This window comes from Lacisediminimonas profundi (assembly GCF_008831265.1).
GTDB lineage: Bacteria > Pseudomonadota > Gammaproteobacteria > Burkholderiales > Burkholderiaceae_D > Lacisediminimonas > Lacisediminimonas profundi.
Map to the genome: position 1 here is coordinate 387,573 of NZ_VTTH01000002.1, position 23,960 is coordinate 411,532.

General features: G+C 63.6%; 19 protein-coding genes. 6 read left to right on the forward strand and 13 right to left on the reverse strand.

Going from position 1 to position 23,960, the window contains the following annotated elements:
• Positions 1–110 precede the first annotated feature (110 nt).
• From FVE66_RS07465 to FVE66_RS07485, 5 genes are all read right to left on the reverse strand, one after another.
• Positions 111–1,859 carry a SulP family inorganic anion transporter gene (locus FVE66_RS07465; RefSeq protein WP_151446771.1) on the reverse strand — a complete coding sequence of 583 codons (1,749 nt, stop codon included), beginning with the start codon at positions 1,857–1,859 and terminating at the stop codon, positions 111–113.
• Positions 1,856–3,526: a bifunctional protein tyrosine phosphatase family protein/NAD(P)/FAD-dependent oxidoreductase gene (locus FVE66_RS07470; RefSeq protein ID WP_151446772.1), complete on the reverse strand. Its 1,671-nt coding sequence runs from the start codon at positions 3,524–3,526 to the stop codon at positions 1,856–1,858. The genes FVE66_RS07465 and FVE66_RS07470 overlap by 4 nt, the downstream gene beginning before the upstream one ends.
• A gap of 46 nt (positions 3,527–3,572) precedes the next feature.
• Positions 3,573–4,457 (reverse strand): MBL fold metallo-hydrolase, encoded by an 885-nt coding sequence (locus tag FVE66_RS07475; protein ID WP_151447243.1) that lies wholly within the window; start codon positions 4,455–4,457, stop codon positions 3,573–3,575.
• Positions 4,458–4,707: 250 nt separating this feature from the next.
• On the reverse strand, positions 4,708–5,946 hold the full coding sequence (locus FVE66_RS07480; protein ID WP_241673124.1) for a sigma-54 interaction domain-containing protein: 1,239 nt from the start codon (positions 5,944–5,946) through the stop codon (positions 4,708–4,710).
• A 289-nt stretch (positions 5,947–6,235) separates the two neighbouring features.
• A complete protein-coding gene (locus FVE66_RS07485) occupies positions 6,236–6,979 on the reverse strand; it encodes a hemerythrin domain-containing protein (RefSeq protein WP_241673081.1) in 744 nt (247 codons plus the stop codon).
• Positions 6,980–7,168: 189 nt separating this feature from the next.
• Between FVE66_RS07485 and FVE66_RS07490 the strand changes: the two genes are divergently transcribed.
• From FVE66_RS07490 to FVE66_RS07500, 3 genes are all read left to right on the forward strand, one after another.
• Positions 7,169–8,131: a thiamine pyrophosphate-dependent dehydrogenase E1 component subunit alpha gene (locus FVE66_RS07490; RefSeq protein ID WP_151446774.1), complete on the forward strand. Its 963-nt coding sequence runs from the start codon at positions 7,169–7,171 to the stop codon at positions 8,129–8,131.
• Positions 8,132–8,151: 20 nt separating this feature from the next.
• Positions 8,152–9,150 carry an alpha-ketoacid dehydrogenase subunit beta gene (locus tag FVE66_RS07495; protein ID WP_151446775.1) on the forward strand — a complete coding sequence of 333 codons (999 nt, stop codon included), beginning with the start codon at positions 8,152–8,154 and terminating at the stop codon, positions 9,148–9,150.
• 354 nt (positions 9,151–9,504) lie between these two features.
• Positions 9,505–11,043, forward strand: coding sequence for a hypothetical protein (locus FVE66_RS07500; protein ID WP_151446776.1), 1,539 nt, complete (start codon positions 9,505–9,507; stop codon positions 11,041–11,043).
• Positions 11,044–11,045: 2 nt separating this feature from the next.
• Here FVE66_RS07500 and FVE66_RS07505 read toward each other — a convergent pair whose 3' ends face one another.
• From FVE66_RS07505 to FVE66_RS07540, 8 genes are all read right to left on the reverse strand, one after another.
• Positions 11,046–12,293 carry a vWA domain-containing protein gene (locus FVE66_RS07505; RefSeq protein WP_151446777.1) on the reverse strand — a complete coding sequence of 416 codons (1,248 nt, stop codon included), beginning with the start codon at positions 12,291–12,293 and terminating at the stop codon, positions 11,046–11,048.
• A complete protein-coding gene (locus FVE66_RS07510; RefSeq protein WP_151446778.1) occupies positions 12,290–13,210 on the reverse strand; it encodes an AAA family ATPase in 921 nt (306 codons plus the stop codon). The genes FVE66_RS07505 and FVE66_RS07510 overlap by 4 nt, the downstream gene beginning before the upstream one ends.
• Before the next feature lie 64 nt (positions 13,211–13,274).
• A complete protein-coding gene (locus tag FVE66_RS07515) occupies positions 13,275–14,066 on the reverse strand; it encodes an FAD binding domain-containing protein (protein ID WP_151446779.1) in 792 nt (263 codons plus the stop codon).
• 10 nt (positions 14,067–14,076) lie between these two features.
• Positions 14,077–16,461 (reverse strand): xanthine dehydrogenase family protein molybdopterin-binding subunit, encoded by a 2,385-nt coding sequence (locus FVE66_RS07520; protein ID WP_151446780.1) that lies wholly within the window; start codon positions 16,459–16,461, stop codon positions 14,077–14,079.
• A gap of 1 nt (position 16,462) precedes the next feature.
• Positions 16,463–16,939, reverse strand: a complete 477-nt coding sequence (locus tag FVE66_RS07525) for a (2Fe-2S)-binding protein (protein WP_151446781.1) — start codon at positions 16,937–16,939, stop codon at positions 16,463–16,465.
• A 431-nt stretch (positions 16,940–17,370) separates the two neighbouring features.
• A complete protein-coding gene (locus FVE66_RS07530; RefSeq protein ID WP_151446782.1) occupies positions 17,371–19,764 on the reverse strand; it encodes a xanthine dehydrogenase family protein molybdopterin-binding subunit in 2,394 nt (797 codons plus the stop codon).
• A complete protein-coding gene (locus FVE66_RS07535) occupies positions 19,761–20,267 on the reverse strand; it encodes a (2Fe-2S)-binding protein (protein WP_151446783.1) in 507 nt (168 codons plus the stop codon). The genes FVE66_RS07530 and FVE66_RS07535 overlap by 4 nt, the downstream gene beginning before the upstream one ends.
• A 45-nt stretch (positions 20,268–20,312) precedes the next feature.
• Complete coding sequence (locus FVE66_RS07540) at positions 20,313–21,182, reverse strand: FAD binding domain-containing protein (protein WP_151446784.1); 870 nt, start codon at positions 21,180–21,182, stop codon at positions 20,313–20,315.
• 285 nt (positions 21,183–21,467) lie between these two features.
• Here FVE66_RS07540 and FVE66_RS07545 point away from each other — a divergent pair, with 285 nt between their 5' ends.
• From FVE66_RS07545 to FVE66_RS07555, 3 genes are read left to right on the forward strand one after another with little or no spacing between them, the layout of a single operon-like run.
• Entirely contained in the window at positions 21,468–22,268 is an 801-nt protein-coding gene (locus FVE66_RS07545) for a TetR/AcrR family transcriptional regulator (RefSeq protein WP_241673082.1), read from the forward strand.
• 1 nt (position 22,269) lies between these two features.
• Positions 22,270–22,734, forward strand: a complete 465-nt coding sequence (locus tag FVE66_RS07550) for a VOC family protein (protein ID WP_151446786.1) — start codon at positions 22,270–22,272, stop codon at positions 22,732–22,734.
• A 1-nt stretch (position 22,735) separates the two neighbouring features.
• Complete coding sequence (locus tag FVE66_RS07555) at positions 22,736–23,950, forward strand: FAD binding domain-containing protein (protein WP_151446787.1); 1,215 nt, start codon at positions 22,736–22,738, stop codon at positions 23,948–23,950.
• Positions 23,951–23,960: the final 10 nt, after the last annotated feature.

A 23,960-nucleotide genomic window follows, 5' to 3' on the forward strand; every position in this document is an offset into this window, starting at 1 on the left:
TGATAGCGCAGACCGGCGCACACCATGAACGCACCCTCCCCTTGAAAGGGAGGGTGCCATAAGGTCGCTCGGCAGTTGACGCTCTTGCTGCGGCAAATCGCCCTTGGCTCTCAACCCGCCGCGCAGACCTCCGGCGACAACTCCGACACCGCCTGGTAATGCGTCAGGTACACCTTCCCGCTCAGATGCCGCAGGAAATCGGTTTTCTGCAGGCGGTCCATCACCGGTCCCTTTACCTCTGACAGGTGCAGGGCAATCCCTGCAAGATACAGGCGCTCTGCAATTGCCTCCAGGCTTTCCAGCGCGCTCGCATCGATATCGTTGACTGCCGAACATTGCAGGATCACGTGCTTGAGTTGCGGATGGGTCGCTACCGCATCGTTGATCCAGTCTTCCAGATAGCGCGCGTTGGCGAAATACAGGCTCTCGTCCACCCGCAAGCTCAGCACGGATGAAGACACCGCGACCGTGTGGCGCAGCACATTGCGGAAATGTTCCGTGCCACGGACCAGGCCGACTTCCGCAATATGCGGCCGGCTGGTCCGGTACAGGTGCAGGGCCAGTGAAATCGTCACACCCACAATCAGTCCGGTCTCCACGCCGAGCGCCAGCGTGCTGAGCAAGGTACCGGCAGCAGCGAAGAAATCCGGCCGCGAATAAGCCCAGGTACGCCGCAGTATGCTCAAATCGACCAGGGACAGGACCGCCACGATAATGGTCGCGGCCAAGGTAGCCTGCGGCAGGAAATACAGCGCGGGCGTCAGGAACAGCGATGCCAGCGCCAGGCCGACGGCGGTGAACACACCGGCGGCCGCAGTCTGCGCGCCGGCATCGAAATTGACAACGGAACGGGCAAAGCCGCCGGTCACCGGAAAGCCGCCGGTCAGGGAAGAAGCGATGTTGCTGGCGCCGAGCGCAACCAGTTCCTGGTCCGGTTCTATGCGCTGGCGCCGCTTGGCTGCCAGCGTCTGCCCCACCGATACCGATTCGACAAATCCGACCACGCTGATCAGCAGCGCCGGCACCAGCAACTGTTGCCACAGCACCGGATTCCAGGCCGGCAGCGTGAACGGCGGCAATCCCGTTGGAATTTTGCCGACGATCGCCACGCCGCTTGCATCCAGTTTCCAGCCCCAGACCGCGATCGAGGTGGCCGCGATCGCGGCAATCGGCCCGGCCTTTGCCAGCAGGTCCGCCATGCGTGCAGACAGCCCCACCCGCACCAGAAGCGGCTTGAGCCCCTTTCGCACCCAGAACAGGAATGCCAGCGCCGAGAGGCCGATCGCCAAGGTGACCAGGTTGGTTTGCGGCAGCTTGCGCGCCAGCGCCTGCAACAGTTCAAACAGATTGTGCCCGTCTGCCTTCACACCCAGGATGTACTTGAGCTGGCTGGCGGCAATGATCAAGCCGGACGCGGAGATGAATCCCGCAATGACCGGATGACTGAGGAAATTCGTGAAAAACCCCAGGCGCAGCAGGCCCAGCCCCAGCAGCAATACGCCCGACAGGAAGGCCAGCACGATCGCAGCCTCCCAGTATTGCGGCGATCCCTGTGCGGCGAACTGGCCGATGGCCGAGGCCGTCATCAGCGACACCACCGCCACCGGGCCCACCGCCAGCACCCGGCTGCTGCCGAACAGCGCATACGCGACCAGCGGCGCAATGCTGGCGTAGATGCCGACTTCCGGCGGCAGCCCGGCCAGCATGGCATAGGCCAGGCTTTGCGGAATCAGCATGATGGTGACGATCACCGCCGCCACCAGGTCGCCCGTCAGGGATTCGCGGTCATAACGGGCGCCCCACTCCAGTATCGGTAATGACGGCAGCCAGCGGGCCAAGCTTGATTGCCTGTTTTTCATCGATCGGTCATCTCCGGTTCTGCCAGCCATTCGCGTCCTTTCAGCATGCCTTGCCAGTACAGGGGCGGCAGTATGCGCTCTTTCAACAGCCACGCCAGGCGCGAAGGACGGGTGCCGTCGATCAGCCATTTGGGGAAGCTGGGCGCCACCTTGCCGCCGTACAGGAATTCGGCCAGCACGATCTTGCCACGTTCCACCGTCAGCGGACAGGAGCCATAGCCATCGTAGCGCGCATAAGTATTGACCATGCCCATTTCGGCCAGCACATTGTGGGCCACCACCGGCGCCTGCTTGCGCGCAGCAGCCGCGGTTTTTGCGTTTGGCGAATTGGTGGCGTCGCCCAGTGCGTGCACGTTGGCAAAACGCTTGTGACGCAAGGTCGACTGGTCGACGTCGATCCAGCCGGCGGCATCGGCCAGCGGACTGACACGGATGAAATCGGGCGCCACCTGCGGCGGCACCACGTGGATCATGTCGAACGACTGCTGGATCGTCTCCTTGCTGCCGTCGGCATTGCTGCGGCTGAAAGTGGCGATGCGGCCCGGGCCATCGATGGCGGTCAGGTTATGGCTGAATTGCAGGTTGATGCCGTATTTCGCTACATATTCGTTCAGGGCTGGCACGTACTCGGGCACGCCGAACAGCACAGCACCGGCGTTGCAGAAATCGATCTCGATCTTGTCCAGCACGCCGCTGCGGAGCCAGTGGTCGGCTGACAGGTACATCGATTTCTGCGGCGCGCCGGCGCATTTGATCGGCATCGGCGGCTGGGTGAACAAGGCGCGGCCGCCGCGCAATTTCTGCACCAGTTCCCATGTGTAGGGAGCCAGGTGATAGAGATAGTTGGAGGTGACGCCATTGCGTCCCAGCGTCTCGGACAGTCCCTCCACGGCACCCCAGTTCAGCTTGAGGCCGGGACAGACCACCAATTGCTGGTATTTCACCACCCGGCAGCCGTCAAGGATGATGGCGTTGTTGTCGGGCTCGAAGGCCGCCACGGCAGCCTTGATCCAGTGCACCCCGCGTGGAATCAGCGATGCCATGGTCCGGGCCGTTTGTTTCGGCTGGAACACGCCCGCGCCAACCAGGGTCCAGCCCGGCTGATAGTAGTGGATATCGGCTGGATCGACGATCGCAATATCGAGGCTGGCGTCGCGCGCCAACAGACTGGCGGCGACCGAGATGCCGGCGGCGCCGGCACCGACAATCACGATCTGGTGTGTGGCTTCAACCGCCTCCAGCGGCGTCTTGCCCTTGTTGACGATACGCCGTACGACCGCCTTCAGGTCATACCCGGCGCTGCTGGATGTTTGCAATATTTCCGTCAGCGGCAACTTGCCCGACTGCGACAGCGCCCACATCGTGGCCGAACGCATGCCGGTGCGGCAGTAGGCCAGCACCGGTTTGGGCAGCCCGGCCAACAAGCTTCCGAAATCGGTCCCCTGCTGGTCGGTGACCTTGCCTGGTTCGGCCGGCAGATAGTGCGCTTCCAGCCCGGCCGCGCGCGCCGCATCTTCGATCTCGCTGAACAGCGGCTGGTCCGAGCCCTCGCCATCCGGCCGGTTGCAGACCACGGCCCGGAAACCGGCAGCCTTCAATGCAGCCATGTCCTCCATCAGGATCTGCGGCGAAACCGACAACTCGTCATTCAACTTGCGAATTTCCATCCCTGTCTCCTTTGCGTGCTTTTGTTTTTGCGTGAATTCTGGTCGATCACAGCGCGTTGAGCGGAATCTTCAGGTAACGCTGCCCATTGGACTCCGGTTCCGGAAGATGGCCAGCCCGCATGTTGACCTGCACCGAAGGCAGGATCAGGACCGGCATTTCAAGCGTCGCATCGCGCTTGGTGCGCATGGCAACGAACTCTTCTTCGGTAATGCCATTGCGCACATGAATATTGCTCGCGCGCTCCTCGTCGACGGTGGTCACGAATTGCACCTCGCGGCCGCCCGGCTGGTAGTCATGGCACATGTACAAGCGGGTATGGCCAGGCAGGCTGAGCACCTTGTTGATCGAGCGGAACAGGGTGCGGGCGTCGCCGCCGGGGAAGTCGCAGCGCGCGGTGCCGTAATCGGGCATGAACAGTGTATCGCCGACAAAAGCCGCCGTTTCCCGGCCGTCGCTGATCACATAAGTCATGCAAGCCGGCGTGTGCCCTGGGGTATGCATCGCCCGGCAGGTGAGCGAGCCGATTTCAAAGGTCTCGTTGTCCGCGAACAGGCGGTCGAACTGGCTGCCATCGCGGGCAAAGCTGCTGTCCGCATTGAACAGAGTGCCGAATGTTTCCTGCACCACGCGGATGTTCTGGCCGATGCCGAACTTGCCGCCGAGGTGTTGCTGGATCCAGGGCGCAGCCGACAGATGGTCGGCATGCACGTGGGTCTCCAGTATCCAGGCCACGCTTGCGCCGAGTTCGCGCACCCGCGCGATCAGCTTGTCGGCCGACGCGGTGCTGGTGCGGCCCGACTTCGGGTCGTAATCGAGCACGCTGTCGATCACCGCGCACTGCATGCTTTCGGTATCCAGCACGATATAGCTGACGGTCCAGGTGGCGGTGTCGAAAAAGCCTTCGATCTGCATTTTGCTTTGCGGGGTCATCTCGTCTTTCTCCAGTGCAGTCGCCGAATCCGGCGGATGGTTACGGGTGATGGGTTGCAGCATATGGAGAGCTCATAGCAAAAGGCTTGCCTGCACGAGCCGGATCGATAGATCGCGCGCAACTCTATGAAAAACAAGGGGATTTTTTTGCGGCGAGCAGGGATCGCGCGGAATCCACGGAAGAAATAACTGCCACTGCCATGCGATTGGCAGTGAACTTGGCAGTGTTTTTGGGAGATCCCGAAAAGATTCAGGCGAGACCGAGGGATTTCAGGCGGCGATAAAGCGTGCGTTCGCTGATGCCAAGCGCAACCGCCAGTTCGCGCCGGGTGCCCTCGAAATCCTTGAACCGGTGCCGCAAACCTTCATCCCGGTCGGTTTCCAGCGCAAGGACTGGCTTGACCGACTCGGCCCGGACGATTTCCGGCGGAAGATGTTCGGGATGTATCGTGCCCTGGTCGGCGAACAGCCGGGCGCGTTCGATGACGTTGCGCAGCTCGCGGATATTGCCGGGCCAGCCGTAGCTGCACAGCAGCGCCATCGCCGCCGGATCGACCGTGAGCCGCGGTTGGCCCTGATTGCGCTGCAGGATGGTGTTGACCAGCAGCGGAATGTCGGCAAGCCGCTCGCGCAGAGCCGGCAGCTGGATTGGAAACGCGCTGATGCGGTAGTACAAGTCCTGGCGGAAGCGGCCGTCCGCGATCATTTCCCGCAGCGGCTTGTGGGTCGCTGCCACCAGCCGGAAATCGGCGTGCAGGGTGTCGGTGCCGCCGACCCGGCGGAAAGTGCCGGTTTCGATCAGGCGCAGCAACTTGACCTGCATGCCGAGCGGCACGTCGCCGATTTCGTCCAGGAACAGGGTGCCGCCACGGGCGGTTTCCACCAGTCCCTGCTTGCGATTCACGGCGCCGGTAAAAGCACCCTTCTCGTAGCCGAACAGCTCGCTTTCGAACAAGGTCTCGGTCAGGCCGGAACAGTCGACCACGACGAAGGGCTTGCCCGCGCGGGCGCTGGCTTCATGTACGGCGCGGGCAAACAGTTCCTTCCCGGTGCCGGACTCGCCTAGCAGCAGCACCGGCAACATTGAGGGCGCTACCCGCTCGAGTGCCGCGATCGCGCCGTTGAAGCGGGCGGAACTGCCGACCAGCCCTTCCTCCGTGCTGGGCCGCGCCGACGCGCTGCGCACCACTGCCAGCCGTTCCACATAGGCCACTATTTCACGGCCTTCGTTCAGGATCGGGCGCAGCTCGACGTCCACATGCTCCTGCCCGCGCGGGGTGTGATGGATATGCAGCACGCGATCGCGGCCGCGCGTCTCGATCGCACGCTTCATCGGACAGTGTTCGCCGGCCTGGTCGCAGGGAACGTCGTAATGGTGCGAGACCCGGTAGCACTTTTGCCCGATATAAGGCTTGTCGTCCGTCGCGAACTGGCGCCGGTAGGCCAGGTTCGCTGCCAGGATGTTGTAGTCCGGGTCGAGCACGATCATCGGGTGCGACTCCTGCTCCAGGAACGAGATCAGGGCCTGGACCTGGGCGGGATCGTGCCGCGCGCTGGCGGACGCGGCGGCGGTGGCAGCGCCGGAATCGGGAGTTGGCAGAGTAGTCATGAGCGGGATTCGGTTTCCTGTTCCTGGCAAATTTATGCCAAATTCTGCCAGGCGCAGGTAGGTTCTGCCAATTATGGCAGAACCTGCAGTAAAACATTAGGGAATCCGCAGTAACTAATGACGCTAAGTTCTTGATCAGAAAGGAATCTGCCAGATCAGGTTCTTGCGCCTAGGCGGCAAGTCGCTCCGGCACTGACAAGGCTGCTGCCAGCGCGCTCCACTCCCGTGCAGAAAGATTTGCCCGGGCGATGCCCAGCAGACCTTTGAATACTTCCGCCGGCGCCTGCGCCTGAGCCCCGGACAATGTCGCCACGCGTTCAGCATGGTTCATCGCCGGGATCATCCAGCGCATCGACAGCGCCGACTCTTCCGCTGGCAGCGAGGCCACGATCGCCTGCTCGATGCCTGCCAGTTCCTGGTCAGAATGCGTCGCCCAAAGCACCGCATTGTGGCGGGTCTCCTCCATGTCCATGTGGGTCAGGTTGTGCGCGACGAACAGTGTCAACTCACGGTACAGCCGCGCCAGGGCCCGGGCGGACTCGGCTGGCGCCGCGTGTTCCACTGCGTCGGACAGCGAGCGCAACTGCGCCAGCTCGAGCAGGTGATGCACATGATCGCCGGCAATCTCCGTCGTCGAGCCAGCGCGCCTTGCTTCCATTGCGGCGTGGACAAATTCGTTTTCGTGCTGCAGGTGTCCGGCGCAGAACGCCAGCAGCGAGCGCAGTTGAGCCAGCGTGTCTTTCAGTCCCTCCGCGTCTGCGCTGTCGGCGCTGCCGACCCGGGTCAGCGTGTCGAACATGAACATGCGCAGCGCCTTGTGGATGCCGGCATAGATGTCATGCCGGCCATAGGTGTTCCCTGGTGCGATTACGGCGTCGGACCAAAGTGCGGATAGCGGTTTGATTTCCATCATCGGACTCCTTTTCCTTGAATGATTGCTTGCGGGTGAAGCGTAGATTAAGAGGCCGCCCGGCCTTCCTTTCCTAAAACTTCATTCAACAAATCCTAAAAAAACCTTAAGGCCGGAAGCCGGTGCTTTTTTCGCTGGCAGGCGGAAGTAGACTCGCCACACATCCACACCCCGCCCCTATCAAGGACCGACATGAACCCGATCACCCAGCACAGCACGCCGCAATCGATGCTTGAACGCATGATGCTGATCCGTGCTTATGAAGAGCAACTCGCCGCGCTGCACGCAGAGGGCAAGGCCGCCGGCACCTGCACATCGGTTGGCCAGGAGGCATCGGCCGTCGGCGTGGTGGCGGCATTGTCGGCCGAGGACAGCATCCTGACCAATCACCGCAGCGCCGGCCACCTGCTGGCGCGCGGCGCCGATCCCGGCCGGATGATGGCCGAGGTGCTGGGCCGGAGCACCGGTTATTGCAAGGGCAAGAGCGGCTCGCTGCACATATCCGTCAAGGAACTCGGCGTGTTGCTGACTTCCACCATCGTCGGCGGCGAACTGTCGCTGGCGCCCGGTGTGGCACTGTCCAATACGATGCTCGGCCGGCCCGGCATCGTCGCCTGCTTCTTCGGCGATGGCGCCGCCTGCGAAGGTGTGTTCCATGAATCGCTGAACCTGGCCGCGGTGTGGAACCTGCCCATCCTGTACATCTGCGAAAACAACCAGTGGCAAGCCTTCGTCCACCGCAAGGAAACCATGGTCGCCGACCATGTCAGCGTGCATGGCGGCGGTTACGGCATTGCCAGCCGCACGGTAGATGGCAACGACGTCGAAGCAGTGCGCGGGGCGGCAGTTGAAGCGGTGGCGACCATAAGGGAAACCGGCAAGCCCTTCCTGCTGGAGACCTATACCTACCGCCTGCGCGGCCACTTCGAGCCGGATGACCAGTCCTACGTGGATCCCGCCGAACTGGAACGCTGGCGCGAGCGCGACCCGATCGCCCTGATGCGCCAGCGCCTGCACAACAGCGACCAGCTGAGCGTGGACCAGCTGCAGGAAATGCAGGCGCGGGTGCAAGCCGCGATAGAACAGGCGCTGGAATTCGCGAACGCGTCGCCCGTCCCGGACCTGTCCGAACTGACGACCGATATCTACGCTTGACCGACAACCAGGAGCGCACCATGGCACAGATCACAATCAACGAAGCAATCGGCCAGGCGCTGGCCGAAGAAATGCGGCGCGATTCGCGCGTGATGATGTTCGGCGAAGGCGTCGCCACCAAGCGGCCGGAACTGGTGAATGAATTCGGCAAGCTGCGGGTGCGCAATACCCCGCTGGCGGAAGGCATCATCGCCGGCACGGCAGCCGGCGCCGCGGCGACCGGATTGCGGCCGGTGGTCGACCTGCTGTTCGCACCCTTCCTGTGCTTCGCGATGGACGAGATCGTCAACAGCGCCGGCAAGCTGCGCTACATCTCGGGCGGGCAGTTCGAATTCCCTATGGTGGTGATGGCGATGACCGGCGGCGGCTGGACCGTCGGCGCCCAGCACAACCACAACCTGGAGGCCTGGTTCGTGCACAGCCCGGGACTGAAAGTAGTGATGCCCTCCTGCGCCGCTGATTTCAAGGGATTGCTCAAGTCGGCGATCCGCGACGACAACCCGGTACTGTTCTTTGTCGACCTGGCGCTGGGCTATGTGCCGGGCGAGGTGCCCGATGGCGAACACATGATCCCGCTCGGCCGCGCAGCGCTGCGGCGCGAGGGCTCGGATGTGACGCTCATCTCCTATGCCAAGACGGTGGATCACTGCCTGCAGGCGGCGGCGAAGCTGGCCGAAGAAGGCATCTCGGCCGAGGTGATCGACCTGCGCTCGCTCAAGCCGCTGGACGAGGAAGCGATCCTGGCTTCCGTACGCAAGACCGGGCGCTTGATCGTGGTGCACGAGGCCAGCCGCATGTGCGGCGTCGGCGCCGAAATCAGCGCACTGGTGGCCGAACATGCGTGGGCTTCACTGAAAGCACCGGTAGTGCGCCTGACCGGCCCCGATGCGCCGGCGCCATCGAGCTACGTGCTGGAGCAGGCGTTCATACCGCAGGCCGACGGCATCACTGCGGCCGCGCGCAAGCTGCTCGCGCCGGCTGGGCAGCCGCAGTCGGATCGGGTTGCCGCGACAGCGTGATCAATTCACAAGGCTGAAGCACAAGACTGACTCACAAGGCAGAAGCACAGGGGCGCAGGGAGACAGCGGCACAGGCAAAACATCGGATCAAAGCGGCGTGCGTTCATAAACCATCGGTGCGGCGAGTTGAACAAGACTGTTCACCATGACACCAAGCTGGATTCCAGCCAACACCGAGGTCCATTGATGAAGCGTGTTTCCCCTGATTCACCGCCATCCACCGCTCGTACTCCTGCCCGCGAACTGCAGCCGGTACCAACCCGGGCGATCGAGCCGCAGTTGCGACAGAACCCACGGCCATCGCTTCAATGGATCTCGTACGGCGCGCCCTGGCTGGAGATGCGTCACACGATCTTGTACAACGCGCTGCCAGCCCTGAATGGCCGTCAGGATGCCCTGGCTGATGTTGCGATCAAGCTCGGGCCTCGCCGGCGCCTTTCTCTCCCGGCCAACCACGACGCCGCCCTTCCCCATGAAATGTTGGCGCACGTTGCCCGTTTCATCACCGATCGCCAGTCACTGCTGCGCTGGCGCTCGGTCAGCAAGGCCAACTATTTCGCCATGGCCGAGGTGCGCGAAACAGGACAACTGATTGCTTGCGTGAAGGACCTGCGCAAGCTGCACGGGAATTGCGTGGAACGGTACCAGATGGAATTCGCGAAAGCGTGTTGCGAAGACGATGGCCTTTACAACCGCCTGCTGATCATGCCGCTGCCGGAACATGTCCGGATATTGCTGCCGCTGATGCTGCTTGACAGTCTCTACCCGCACCCGGATAGGCCAACGGAGAGACAGGAATTTGCGGACCATCTGCTCGACTATCTGCGCCAGATCGGACCGAAACAACTTGCCGACGCGCTGGTTTGGCTGGTTTCCATGTCCGGACAGCCGGGCTCCCCGTTTGACCAGGGCCGCCTCCATCCGGAATTGGCCGAGCTTGCCGATTCCATTTCCACGGCCTTGTTGCTGGAACCGGCCTTGCTGGAGAAATTGATTCGCTCGACCACGGCCGGCAGGGACCGCATTGCGCTTATCCAGGTGCTGCTGGAGCTGGTCGGTCTTCACCCGACCGGCTACATTGTCGCCTTCGAAATGCTCGGACCACTTCCCGCCCTGCTATCCGATTGCGATCCAACCGCGCAGACAAGCGCTGCAGTTCATTTGTCGCTTGGATTCCTGCGCGGGCAGCGAGGCGAGACTGACCTGGCGTGCGCGCACCTGAAAACCCTCGCAGATCAATTGGCGAAGATGTCCGGCGAAGCTCGGATATCCGCACTGCATGAACTTGCCAGCGACATCAGCAGGATGCAGGAAAGACATATCGCTGCCATGAAGGAATGGAGGCATATTCGCAACGTGCCGGGGCAGTCGCTGTCGACAGCGGCGAGTGCGACCACGCCCCCGGTCACCCGCCCTTTCATGGACTGCTGGGAGCAATTGGTGATCTGCGCCCGGCAGATCACCAGCGTAGTCGGGCGTGCCAGGCTCCTGCTTGAGCTATCCGGCCGGATCGAAAGTGAAATGATGCTGTTCGCAGACACGGTGAGGTTAAGGTTGAGCGCCTACTTTCTGGTAGGAGATGCCGAATTCCTGACCGAAAGACTGAGGCGGATTGTCGATCAATGGAGCTCTGGCACCCCCACACCGGAGGTGAGCGACGCGATCCGGATCGTGCACTCGCCAGGCGCGAACCTTTCCATCCACGAAGAGTGCGCACATCGCTTGTTGAGCGTATTCCGGAACCTCGTTGCGGCCGCGCCCGCGGCGGATTCCTGCGCCGACGCTCTGCTCCTTCGACAGAAGCTGGCCGGGATTGCTGCCGCCTGGCCCATGGAGGACAGCCGCGCCGTGCTTGCGTCGTGGCTGACTCAGTTCCCTCAGTTCCCTCAGTGATCTCAGTGGCCTTGGTGACTCGTGCGCTCCCGCCGCCCACCATCAATCTGGCTCAGCAGAGAGCCCAGCTGAGCCAGGCTTTCCAGGTTATGCACCGGAAGGAAGCGGTCGACGTGCGGCAGCATCGCGCGGATGCCGGCGGGCCTGGCTTCGAAGTGTTCGTAGCGTAGCAGCGGGTTAAGCCAGACCAGGCTCCGGCAGGAACGTTTCAGACGCGCCATTTCCTGCGCCAGTTCGTCGGCCGCATCGCTGTCGAGGCCGTCGCTGATCAGCAGTACGATTGCTCCCTGCCCCAACAGCCGGCGCGCCCAACGCTGGTTGAATTCATGCAGGCAGGCGCCGATGCGGGTGCCCCCGGCCCAGTCCTGGACCTGGCGCGACACCCGGGTCAGCGCGACATCCACATCGCGGTCGCGCAGTGCGCGGGTGATGTTGGACAGCCTGGTGCCGAACAGGAAGCTGTGCACCCGGCTGCGGTCGTTGGTGACGGCGTGGATGAAATGCAGCAGCATGCGGGTGTAGCTGTCCATCGAACCCGAGATATCGCACAGGATCACCAGCGTCGGTGGCCGCAGTCGCGCGGCACGGTGACGCAACTCGATCAGGTCCTCGCCTGATTTCATCATCTGCCGCATGGTATTGCGCAAGTCGATGCGGCCGCCATGGGCGCGCGGCCGCGAACGGCGGGTGGCAATCTGCGGCAGCCGCATGCGCATGCCGGCGACCAGCCTGGTCGCCTGTTGCAGCTCTTCCGGCGTCATGGCAGCGAAGTCGCGTTGCTGCAGCAACTCGCGCCCGGACAGCGTCAGCGAGGCATCCAGCGTGAGTTCCGGCGGCAAGGCCTCGTTGGCGGTCGGCGGCCGGGCAGCCCCGGGCCACAAGGCATGCGCCAGCCTTGGTGAAACCGCCTGCCTGCCAGCATCCGGCTTGCGCAGTCCGCCGCCCAGTTGCTCCAGCAAGGACTGCAGCTTTTGCGCAGCCTGGTCGGGATCGCGCCAGAACAGCTGGAATGCCTGGTCGAAAATCACCTGATGCTCGTGACGGTTGACCAACACCGCATTCAAGGCGAAATAGAAATCGTCGCGGCGTTCCAGCCCGACCGCCTGCAGCGCCCGCAGCGCATCCAGCACCTTGTCCGGCCCAACCGGCAGGCCGGCATGGCGCAGCACGCGCACGAAGCGCACCACATTGCCGGCCAAGGTGCCGGCTGGCTTGCCGACGTTCACGTCCGATGTTGCGGCCGCTGTCATCGCCCGGCGGCGGCATCGTTGCGGACCGCTTCCACCATGGCGCTGACCTTGTCATGGTCCATGCGGGCCAGGTCATCCTGGTATTTCAGGACCACGCCCAGCGTCGCATGGACTGTCTCCGGGTCCAGTTCCACCCGGTCGAGCGCGGTCAGCGACGCCGCCCAGTCGATGGTCTCGGCAACCCCGGGCAGCTTGTACAACTCCATCTGCCGCAGCCTGGCGATGAAGGCCACCACATCGCGGCTCAGCCGGTCGGCGGCTTGCGGCACCTTGCGGCGCACGATTTCCAGCTCGCGCACACGGTCCGGATAGTCGACCCAGTGATAGAAGCAGCGGCGCTTGACCGCATCGTGGATCTCGCGGGTGCGGTTGGAGGTGATCACCACGATCGGCGGTTGGGATGCCTTGATGGTTCCCAGTTCGGGGATGGTGACCTGGTATTCCGCCAGCACCTCCAGCAAGTAGGCTTCGAACGGCTCGTCGCTGCGGTCGAGTTCATCGATCAGCAGCACGGCCGGGCCTGACTCGTCGCTCTCCAGCGCTTGCAGCAGCGGGCGCTTGATCAGGAATCGGTCCGTGAAAATGTCGGCCGCCAGCGCGTCGCGCGATGCGCCGCCGGCCGCTTCGGCGAGCCTGATCTCGATCATCTGGCGCGGGTAATTCCATTCGTAGACCGCGCTCGCTGTGTCCAGACCTTCGTAGCATTGCAGGCGCACCAGCCGGCGTTGCAATCCAGTGGCGAGCGCCTTCGCGACTTCGGTCTTGCCGACGCCGGCCTCGCCTTCGAGGAACAACGGGCGGCCCATCTTGAGCGCCAGGAAGATGGTGGTCGCGAGCTGGCGGTCAGCGACGTATTCCTGGGTGGCGAGGAGTTGCTGGACCTGGTCGACCGATTGGGGGAGCTGGTGGATAGTCATGGGAAAACAGGTAGAGGGAGAGGGAAAGGGGGACACCCTTTCCCTTCAATGGGCGCAGACCAAACTAGCCCAGCGCCTTCTCCACCGCCCTCCCCGCCAGCACCGGTATCAGATGCGCCCGGTAGGCCGCGCTGGCATGCAGGTCGGAATTAAGGTCGTCGGCCGGCATCTGCACCGCCTTTGCCGCAGCCGGCGAGAAATCGGCATTCAGCGCCGCCTCGATCTGCGTGGCGCGGAATGCGTGGCTGGCCGAACCGGTCACTGCGACCCTGGCCCCGCCCTCGCCCTTGCTGACGAATACCCCGACCAGCGCGAAACGCGAGGCCGAATTGGCGAACTTGATATAAGCCGCCCGCTCCGGAATCGGAAAATGCACGGCCGTGATCATCTCGTCGCTGGCAAGCGCCGTTTCGAACGCGCCGGTAATGAAGTCGTCGGCAGCGATCGTGCGGCGGTCGGTCTGGACCCGCGCGTTCAATGCCAGCACCGCCGCCGGATAGCAGGCAGCAGGGTCGTTGTTGGCCAGCGACCCGCCTATGGTGCCCATGTTGCGCACCTGGGCATCGCCGATCTCGCCGGCAAGCCATGCCAGCGCCGGAATCGCCTTTTGTACCTCGGGCGATGCCGCCACCTGTGCATGGGTGGTGCCGGCGCCGATCACGATCGTATTGCCTTCGCGCCGGATGCCGCGCAATTCCTTGATCTGGCCAAGATCGACCAGTGCGCCCGGCGCCGCCAGCCGCAGCTTCATGGCGGCGACCAGGCTCTGGCCGCCGGCCAGCGGGCGGCTCTCTTCCCCGAGCAGGGCGACCGCGTCTTTCACGCTGGTCGGCTGATGCAGTTCGAATGCGTACATGACGGACTCCCTATGCGGATGATTTTGCGGACTGGATCGCGGACCAGACGCGGTGCGGCGTGGCCGGCATGTCGATATGCGTGACGCCCAGCGGTCCCAGGGCGTCGATCACGGCATTGATCACCGCCGGCGGCGAGCCGATTGCGCCGGCTTCGCCGCAACCCTTCACGCCCAGCGGATTATGCGAACAGGGCGTGACCCGGTTGCCGACCTTGAAGCTCGGCAGGTCCTCGGCGCGCGGCATGCTGTAGTCGAGGTAACTGCCCGACAGCAACTGGCCGCTTTCCTTGTCGTAGACGCAGTTCTCCATCAATGCCTGGCCGATGCCCTGCGCCAGTCCGCCATGAACCTGCCCCTCGACGATCATCGGGTTGATGATGTTGCCGAAGTCGTCCACCGCAGTCATCGCAGCGATCTCGACCACGCCGGTATCCGGATCGACTTCCACCTCGCAGATGTGGGCGCCGGCCGGATAGGTGAAGTTGGTCGGGTCGTAGAAGGCGGTCTCGTTGAGCCCCGGCTCCAGTTCCGCGAGCGGATAGTTATGCGGCACATAGGCCGAAAACGCGACCTGGCTGAATGGCACGCTGCGATCGGTTCCTTCGATCGTGAACTTGCCGTCCTTGAACTCGATATCGCCGGCCGATGCTTCCAGCAAATGGGCGGCGATCTTCTTGCCCTTGGCGACGATCTTGTCCACCGCTTTCATGATCGCGCTGCCACCCACGGCCAGCGAGCGCGAGCCGTAGGTACCCATGCCGAACGGCACCCGGCCGGTGTCGCCGTGGACGATGTCGATCTGGTCAATCGGCACGCCGAGCCGCTCGCCGACAATTTGCGCGAATGTGGTTTCATGGCCCTGGCCGTGGCTGTGCGAGCCGGTGAACACGGTAATGCTGCCGGTCGGATTGACCCGCACCTCGCCCACCTCGTACAGGCCGGCGCGGGCGCCGAGCGCGCCGGCAATATTGGACGGCGCCAGGCCGCAAGCCTCGATGTAGGTCGAATAACCCAATCCGCGCAGCTTGCCGCGCTTCTTCGATTCCTCGCGACGGGCGGCAAAGCCGGCCACATCCGCCAGCTCGACCGCGCCGTCCAGGCAGGCGTTGAAGTCGCCGACGTCGTACTGCAATGCAACCGGCGTCTGGTAGGGGAATTGCGTGATGAAATTGCGGCGCCGGATGTCGATGTCGCTGATCTTCATCTCGCGCCCGACGGCCGACACCAGCCGTTCCACCACATAGGCGGCCTCCGGTCGTCCCGCGCCGCGGTAGGCATCCACCGGTGCGGTGTTGGTGAACACGCCGTCCACCTCGCAATAGATCTGCGGCGTGGAGTACTGCCCGGCCAGCAGCGTTGCGTACAGGATGGTCGGCACCGAGGTGGCGAAGGTGGACAGGTAGGCGCCGAGGTTGGCAACCGTATGCACCCGCATGGCGAGGAACTTGCCGTTGGCGTCCACCGCCATTTCCGCCAGCGTCGCATGGTCGCGGCCATGGGCGTCGGTCAGGAAGGACTCGGAGCGCTCTGCCGTCCATTTCACCGGGCGGTTCACTTTTTTCGAGGCCCAGGTCACCACCACGTCTTCCGCATACAGGAAGATTTTCGAGCCGAAGCCGCCGCCGACGTCAGGCGCCACGACCCGCATCTTGTGTTCCGGCAGGCCCATCACGAAAGCTGTCAGCAGCAAGCGCTCCACATGCGGGTTCTGGTTGGCGACATAGAGCGTGTAGCTGTCGTCGCCACGGCTGTAATGCCCGATCGCGGCGCGCGGTTCCATCGCATTCGGTATCAGCCGGTTGTTGCTCAGTTCCAGGCGCGTGACGTGGTGCGCGCCGGCGAATGCCGCATCGACCGCTGCCTTGTCGCCGATCGACCATTTGTAGCATCGGTTGTCCGGCGCGACATCATGCAGCACCGGCGCACCGGCTTTGATGGCGTCGCTGGCATCGACCACGGCCGGCAACACGTCGTACTGGACATCCACCCGCTCGGAAGCCTCCTTGGCCTGCAGGTAGGTACTGGCAATGATCACCGCCACCTGGTCGCCGACGTAGCGCACCTTGCCGTGCGCCAGCGCCGGATGCGGCGGCTCCTTCATCGGCTGGCCGTTGACGTCGGTGATCAGCCAGCCGCATGGCACGCCGCCCAGCTTGTCGGCGGCGAGGTCGTCGCCGGTCAGCACTGCCAGCACGCCCGGCGCGGCCAGCGCGGCGCTTTTGTCGATCGACACGATGTTGGCATGCGCATGCGGCGAGCGCAGGAAATAAGCGAAGGTCTGGCCTTGCAGCTGGATGTCATCGGTGTACCGGCCGCTGCCGGTCACGAATCGGTAGTCTTCCTTGCGGCGCACGGAGGCGCCAATGCCGGTCTGGATTTCAGCGGGCGCGTTCATCTCAGGCTCCTTCCATGTTGGCGGCGCCGAGCTGGATGGCCCTGACGATGTTGTGATAACCGGTGCAGCGGCACATGTTGCCGCGGATTTTTTCGCGGACTTCGGATTCGGTGGGAGTCGGGTTGTCCTTCGCGACTTCGAGCGCGCACATGATCATGCCGGGGGTGCAGAAGCCGCACTGCAGGCCGTGACATTCCTTGAATGCGGCCTGCATCGGATGCATGGTGCCGTCCGCGGCGGCGACGCCCTCGATGGTGGTTACCTCGGCGCCCTGGAACTGTGCTGCCAGCGCTGAACAGGATTTCACCGCATTGCCATTGACGGTCACGGTGCAGGCGCCGCACTGGCTGGTGTCGCAGCCGACGTGGGTGCCGGTGAGTTGCAGGTTTTCCCGGAGAAACTGGACCAGCAGCGTGCGCGGATCGATGTCCGCACTGACGGGAGTACCGTTTACCGTCAGGGATACATGAATAGCCATTTGCCTCGACTCCTCGTTTGAATGATCAAGCGGGCGATACAGCCATTCGATGCAAGGGCGGGAAGATCAACGCGAAGGCGAAGGCAACGGCCAGGCGGATGCCCGGTCGTGAATCTGTCGTCTCCTCGTTATCCCGATCACCAGGCAGATCGCCTCGTTACCGATTTCTTCTTCTCCAGCTTTTTTTGCCGCAACAGGGAGGCCTGGGCCGGGATCAACACGAAGCCTGCTGCTGCCAGGCAAGCGTACTGCCGGTGAGGGCCGGTCTTTTGCGGAAAATCAATAATATCAGCAAGGTTCCGGCTTGTTGGTATCGGGTACTTGAAAAAAATTCACAAGGAGCGCAATGGGGTCAGGTCTTGACCTTTCCCGAACAGATGTACTGCAAGGGGTCAGGTCTTGACTTTTCCCGCACGGATGTACTTACCTGATCAAACCTTCCCCAAGGCACGCAACACCTTCTCCGGCGTCACCGGTTGCGACCATACCTGGGCCTTGAAGGGTGCCAGTGCATCGTTGATCGCGTTCACGATCGCCGCTGGCGCGCCGGCCGTGCCGGCCTCGCCGGCGCCCTTGGCGCCCAGCTTCGACGTCGCGGTCGGGGTTTCCACATGGGCTACCTCGATGTCCGGCATCTCGGCCGCCATCGGTACCAGGTAGTCGGCCATGCTGCCGTTGAGCATGATGCCGTTGTCGTCATACAGGCATTCCTCGTACAGCGCGCCGCCTATGCCTTGCACGATCGCGCCACGCATCTGTTCGTCGACCAGCAGTGGGTTCAGCACCCGGCCGCAGTCTTCCACCACCCAGTGCTTCAGCAGCTTGACGAAGCCGGTGTCTACATCCACCTCGACATACGAGGCCTGAATGCCATTGGTGAAAATGAAGGGATAGTCGCGTTGCGCATAGTGCCGCGTGACCATCAGCTCCGACTGGAAACCGGCCGGCAGTGTGTCGGGCCGGAAATAGGCGATCCGGCCCAGTTCCGCCAGTGGCAGTACCGGCTCATGCGAATCCGCATCGACAATGGCGTCACGCCGTACCGACAGCGTCGAGCGCTCGCGTTGCAGGATTGCGCAGGCCACCGTCAGGATGTTTTCGCGCAGCGCCATGCCGGCCAGCAGCACCGCTTCGCCGCCAATACCTGCACCGCGCGAAGCCCAGGTGCCGCCGCCATACGGCGTGACGTCGGTGTCGCCGGTCACGACCCGCACGCGCTCGATGCCGACCCCGACCGCGTCAGCCGCGATCTGGGCATAGATGCCTTCGGTTCCCTGCCCTTGCTCGCCGACGCCAATCAGGATCGTGACCGCGCCGCTCGGCTCCAGCCGTGCGGTGGCGCCGTCCTGGGCCGAGATGCGGGCGCCGCCCACTCCATAGAATGCGGCGCTGGGGTTGGTCAGTTCGATCACCGCCGCAAAGCCGATGCCGCGATGGATGCCCTTGCTGCGCAAGGCTGCCTGTTCCTGCAGCAGCGCGCTGTAATTCATCATTGATTCGAGCTTGCTCATGCAGGCTTGGTGCGACAGAACTTCCAGCTTGATGCCGGAGGCGCCGGTGCAGGGATAGGCGTCGTCCGGTATCACGTTGCGGCGCCGCAATTCGAGCGGATCCATGCCCAGCTTGCGCGCGGCCAGGTCGACCAGGCCTTCAGTGACGGCGCAGGCGATCGGGTGGCCAACGCCGCGGTACTGGCAGGTCGGCGTCTTGTTCTGGAATACCACGTCGAGATGGGCGCGGTAATGCTTGTGCTTGTACGGCCCGCCGACCAGATTGACCACCTGGTTGCCCTCGATGGCGCTGGTGCGCGGGAACATCGAGTACGGCCCGATGGCGGTCAGGTCGTCGATCTCGAATGCAATGATTTCGCCGGCGGCGGTGGCTGCGATGCGTCCACGCACCCTGTGCTCGCGGGCATGGATGTCGCTGGAAAATGACTCCAGCCGGTCGGCCACGAACTTGACCGGACGCTTGAGCATGATGGACAGCGCGACCGTCGCGAAATCGTCCGGATAGGCATGCACCTTGATGCCGAACGAGCCGCCGACGTCACGGCAGATCACTCGTACCGACGCCTCCGGCAAATCGAACTGGCGGGAATACAGGTCCTGCATCATGTGCGGCGCCTGCTGCGAGTGATACACCGTCAGGCGCTGCTGGCCCGGATCCCAGTCCGCAATCTGAGCGCGCGGCTCGAGCGTGACACCGGTATGGCGGCCGAATTGAAAGGTCGCTTCCTCCACCACGTCGGCACGGGCGAAAGCGTCATCCACGCCGCCAGTGTCGAGGTCGCGCGTGAAGCACAGGTTGTCGCCCAGTTCGGGATGGATCACCGGCGTGGATGGCGACAGCGCGCTTTCCATGTCGACCACCGGCGTCAATTCCTCCAGGTCGACCTGCAGCAACTGCATCGCATCTTCGGCTTGCGCCCGGGTCTTGGCCACCACCGCCACTACCGGCTCGCCCTGCCAGCAAACGCGTTCCGGCGCCAGCGGATATTGCGGCGCCGACTTCATGCCGGGCAGGTGACCGAGCACGGCAACCCAGGGCTTGCATACCTGGGCCATTTCCTTGCCGTCGACAACCGCCAGCACGCCGGGCATTTGCAGGGCTGCCGAGCGATCTATCGAGACGATGCGGGCATGCGCCAGCGGGCTGCGCCAGAACACCACATGCCCCATGCGCGGCAGCGAAAGGTCATCCAGGTACTGGCCGCGGCCTTCGGTCAGGCGGCGGGCACCGCTGCGCGGCACGCTTTCGCCGACATAGCGCGGATCCTCGGTGACTGGCGGCAGCGGCAGGGTGATTTTTTCCGGTGCGTTCATGCTTTTGCTCCTTGTGCAGCCAGGCGTCGCGCCTGCAACACGTCACAGATTGCGTCGACGATGGCGTGATAACCGGTGCAGCGGCAGAAATTGCCGGCAATGAAGGACCGCACTTCCTCGCGCTGCGCGCCGGGCTGCTGCTCGATCAGTTCGGATGCGGCCATCAGCATGCCGGACGTGCAAAAGCCGCATTGCAGCGCATTGCGCTTGACGAAGGCGTCCTGCAGGTCGCGCATGGTCCCGGATTCGGTGAGCCCCTCTACCGTCTGCACCGATTTGCCGTCGGCCTGCACCGCCAGCACCAGGCAGCCGCGGACGATGACGCCGTCCAGCTTCACCGTGCACGCACCGCACACGCCGTGCTCGCAACCAAGATGGGAGCCGGTCAGTTCAAGTTCATTGCGCAGGAAATCGACCAGATGCTGGCGCGGCTCGACTTCATAGCGACCGGCCTGGCCATTGATGGTGACCTCGATGCTGCAGGTCGGGTTGGATGTGCTCATGTCGGGTCCTATTTTTTGTGCCGCGATTGTGCCGCGATGGTTCCGCTACTGTGCAGCGATCTGCGCCAGCTGCCGGCGCAGCAGCACCGTCGCCAGGTGGCGCTTGGTGGCGGATGAGTTTGTCAGGTCGGACATCGGCGCGTACTCGCCGCTCAGTTCGGTCCTCAGTGCGGCGGCAGCATCGTCGATGGCCTGCGCATCCAGTCGCCTGCCGTTCAGCACAGCTTCGGTCTGGCGCGCGCGCAGCGGCGTGTTGCCGACGCCCAGGAAAGAAAGTCGCGCATCGGCCACCAGCTCGCCGTCACGACGCGCGGCCACGGCCAGCCCGACGATCGCATAATCGCCATGGCGCCGCGCCAGTTCATCGAATGCATGACGCCAGTCCGGACCGCGCAGTGGAATCTCGCAGGCGACCAGCACCTCGCCAGCAAGCAAGGAAGTCGTCAGCACGTCGACGAAGAAATCGGCGGCTGCGATGCGGCGTTCGCCGCTCCTGCTGCGCACGATCAATTCGGCGTCCAGCGCCAGCGCGCAGGCCGGCCATTCGGCGGCCGGGTCGGCGTAGGCGATGGAGCCGCCGAAAGTGCCGAGGTTGCGGATCGCCCGGTGCGCGATATGCGGCACCGCCATCGCCAGCAGCGGCGCATGCCTGGCCACCAGGGGCGAATCCTCGATTTCAGTGTGCCGGGTGAGTGCGCCGATGCGCAGGTGCGTGGCGCTGACCGAAATGCCGGATAGTTCGGCAATGCCGTTGATGTCGACCAGCAGTGCCGGCTCGGACAATCGCATGTTCAGGGTTGCCAGCAGGGTCTGGCCGCCGGCCAGCAGCCGCGCATTGTCGCCGTGTGCCGCGAGCAGGTCGAACACCTCGGCCAGGCTGGCTGGCCGGGCGTAGTCAAAAGGAGGCGCTTTCATCGCGGCATCCCGGGGCCGTTCTTGCTGCGCGCATGCTGCAGTGCGCCAACAAGCTTATCGCTGTCTTGTTTCATTGCGTCTCCTCGCAGCCCTCGTAGAGGACCGTTGTTCTTGCTGTTGTCCTGTGCTGCAGCGACTTGCGCGGCATGGCGCGATCAGGCAACCAAGCATGCAACCAAGCCTGCAGTTAAGCCTCGAATTAAGCCTATTTACCAGCTGATAAATAATATGCCACAATGTTGAACACTTGGTAAATAACAAAATATGAAACAAGGGGACACGTCAGTGCGTCGTTCAAGCGCTTCCGCCGGAGAGACCGCACCGGCACGCCGGCGGCTGTCTGTAGAGGAGCGCGAGAAGCAGATCCTGCTGGGCGCGGTTGCGTTCTTCTCCGAACACGGGCTGGACGGGCAGATGCGCGTGCTGGCACAGGACATCGGCATCACCCACGCCCTGCTCTATCACTATTTTCCGACCAAGCAGGCACTGATCGAGCGCGTCTATTACGAACTGTTCGAAGGCCGCTGGAAGCCGGAGTGGGAAAAGCTGCTCGATGACCGGAATATCGGCGCGGAGGAAAAGCTCGTGCGCTTCTATTGCGACTACGCCGGGACGATACTGGACCGCGATTTTGTGCGCATCTTCATTTTCTCCGGCCTGTCCGACCATTACATTACCGACCGTTTCTTTGCCCTGCTGCGTGACAAGCTGTTTCCGCGTTTGGTGCGCGAGGCGCGCCGTCATTGCGGCAGCACTTCCCGCGCCCGTCCGAGCGCGCGAGAACTGGAATTACTGATGGGCCTGCACGGCGGCATTTTCTACACCGGCGTGCGACGCTGGATCTACGGCCAGGCAGTGCACGGCGCCGAGGCCACGGAAAACGACGAAATCTACATAGCAGACCGGGTGCGATCCTATCTGTGGTCATCGGCCCGGATACTGGAAGACAGCGTCCGGCCGGCAAAGCCGGCGCGATCCGCAGCGGGTGGCAAGACAAGCAGGTTGGCGAACAGCAAAGCAAACGACAGAGCGAACGACAAAGCGAACAACAGCGCGAGCAAAAAGCGCGCACCCAAAGGAGAATGACATGGCACTGACGCTGAACCATTTTTCGATACGTACCATGGACCTGGAGGCGTGCCGGGCGTTTTACGTCAATGTGCTGGGCCTTACCGTCGGCCCGCGTCCGCCCTTCCCTTTCCCGGGGATATGGCTGTACCGCGGCGATCACGGCGATTATTACAACGCAGTGGTGCACATCATCGGCATCGACCCGAATGATCCCGAGGGCCTGAAAAAATACCTGGGCGATCGCGATCCCTCCGAACTGAAGGGCACGGGCACCATCGATCACATCGCCTTCTTCGCCGAAGGGCTGTCCGACATGCTCGACCATCTGGGCAAGCTCGGCATCGCGGTGCGCGAACGCACCGTGCCCAGCATCGGCCTGCACCAGTTGTTCCTGGACGATCCGAACGGCGTGGTGATCGAACTGAACTACCCGGCGGCCGAAAAAGAAGCCCTTGACGCGCGCCCCGCACGGGCCTCCTGAGATGGCGCGTATCCTGATTGCCGGCGGATCGCTGGGCGGGCTGTTCGCTGCCAATATCCTGCTGCGTGAAGGCCATGACGTGCTGGTGCTGGAAAAGGCATCCGAGTCGCTCGACGGCCGCGGCGCCGGCATCGTGACCCACAAGGCGCTGGAGCGCGGGCTGCTGCGCGCCGGCGCCCGCGTCGACGAGACGCTCGGCGTGCGGGTCGAAGAACGGGTATCGCTGCAGATCGACGGCACGCCGGACGTCACGGTCGTGATGCCGCAGATACTCACGTCCTGGAGCCGGCTCTATCATCTGCTGCAAGAGGCGCTGCCTGCCGGACGTTATGTCCATGGGGCGAGCGTGAAGAGCGTCACCCAGACCGAAGACAGCGTGACCGTGCACTGCGAGGACGGCCGTGATTTCAGCGGTGACCTGCTGGTGGCCTCCGATGGCCTGCGTTCCGCGGTTCGCGCCCAATATGCGCCGCAGGTGCAGCCGCAATATGCCGGCTATGTGGCCTGGCGCGGCGTCTGCGACGAGTCGGTACTGTCAAAATTCACGCTGGATTCGGTGTTTGAACGCTTCGGCTTCGGCCTGCCGCCTGGCGAGCAGATGCTCGGCTACCCGGTGGCCGGCGCCGGCAACTCGACCGTGCGCGGCAAGCGCCGCTTCAACTTTGTCTGGTACCGGCCGGCAGCCGAGCCGGAAGGGCTGAATGCCTTGCTGACCGACGCCGACGGCAATTTCTATCCGACCGGCATCCCGCCGAACAAGGTCAACTGGCGTAATGTCGCCGCCATGCGCGAAGCCGGACGCCGGTTGCTGGCGCCACAGTTCGCTGAAGTGCTGGAAAAGACCGCCCTGCCCTTCCTGCAACCGATCTACGATGTGGTTTCGCAGCAGATCGCATTTGGCCGCGTGATGCTGATGGGCGATGCCGCTTTCGTCGCCCGTCCGCATTGCGGCATGGGCGTGACCAAGGCCGCGCAGGACGGCGGCGCCATCGCCGACGCGATCGCGCTGCATGGCGCCACGCCGGCTGCCGGGCTGGCCTATCAGTCGGCACGCTTGCAGATGCTCCAGGATGTCGTCCAGCATGCGCGTAATCTCGGTGCCTACATGCAGTCCCAGACTGGCAGCCGCAAGGGAACCGTGGCGCGCAGCGACGAAAAGGTGGTGCGCGAGACGGCAGTCGATCCGTATGAACCACCGGCCTCAAGCACGCGTTGAGCAAGGAACT

Bases quoted from the DNA above. Each gene is read 5' to 3' on its own strand.
- FVE66_RS07465 (WP_151446771.1), bottom strand. From the start codon at position 1,859: ATGAAAAACAGGCAATCAAGCTTGGCCCGCTGGCTGCCGTCATTACCG.
- FVE66_RS07470 (WP_151446772.1), bottom strand. From the start codon at position 3,526: ATGGAAATTCGCAAGTTGAATGACGAGTTGTCGGTTTCGCCGCAGATC.
- FVE66_RS07475 (WP_151447243.1), bottom strand. From the start codon at position 4,457: ATGACCCCGCAAAGCAAAATGCAGATCGAAGGCTTTTTCGACACCGCC.
- FVE66_RS07480 (WP_241673124.1), bottom strand. From the start codon at position 5,946: ATGATCGTGCTCGACCCGGACTACAACATCCTGGCAGCGAACCTGGCC.
- FVE66_RS07485 (WP_241673081.1), bottom strand. From the start codon at position 6,979: ATGATGGAAATCAAACCGCTATCCGCACTTTGGTCCGACGCCGTAATC.
- FVE66_RS07490 (WP_151446774.1), top strand. From the start codon at position 7,169: ATGAACCCGATCACCCAGCACAGCACGCCGCAATCGATGCTTGAACGC.
- FVE66_RS07495 (WP_151446775.1), top strand. From the start codon at position 8,152: ATGGCACAGATCACAATCAACGAAGCAATCGGCCAGGCGCTGGCCGAA.
- FVE66_RS07505 (WP_151446777.1), bottom strand. From the start codon at position 12,293: ATGACAGCGGCCGCAACATCGGACGTGAACGTCGGCAAGCCAGCCGGC.
- FVE66_RS07510 (WP_151446778.1), bottom strand. From the start codon at position 13,210: ATGACTATCCACCAGCTCCCCCAATCGGTCGACCAGGTCCAGCAACTC.
- FVE66_RS07515 (WP_151446779.1), bottom strand. From the start codon at position 14,066: ATGTACGCATTCGAACTGCATCAGCCGACCAGCGTGAAAGACGCGGTC.
- FVE66_RS07520 (WP_151446780.1), bottom strand. From the start codon at position 16,461: ATGAACGCGCCCGCTGAAATCCAGACCGGCATTGGCGCCTCCGTGCGC.
- FVE66_RS07525 (WP_151446781.1), bottom strand. From the start codon at position 16,939: ATGGCTATTCATGTATCCCTGACGGTAAACGGTACTCCCGTCAGTGCG.
- FVE66_RS07530 (WP_151446782.1), bottom strand. From the start codon at position 19,764: ATGAACGCACCGGAAAAAATCACCCTGCCGCTGCCGCCAGTCACCGAG.
- FVE66_RS07535 (WP_151446783.1), bottom strand. From the start codon at position 20,267: ATGAGCACATCCAACCCGACCTGCAGCATCGAGGTCACCATCAATGGC.
- FVE66_RS07540 (WP_151446784.1), bottom strand. From the start codon at position 21,182: ATGAAAGCGCCTCCTTTTGACTACGCCCGGCCAGCCAGCCTGGCCGAG.
- FVE66_RS07550 (WP_151446786.1), top strand. From the start codon at position 22,270: ATGGCACTGACGCTGAACCATTTTTCGATACGTACCATGGACCTGGAG.
- FVE66_RS07555 (WP_151446787.1), top strand. From the start codon at position 22,736: ATGGCGCGTATCCTGATTGCCGGCGGATCGCTGGGCGGGCTGTTCGCT.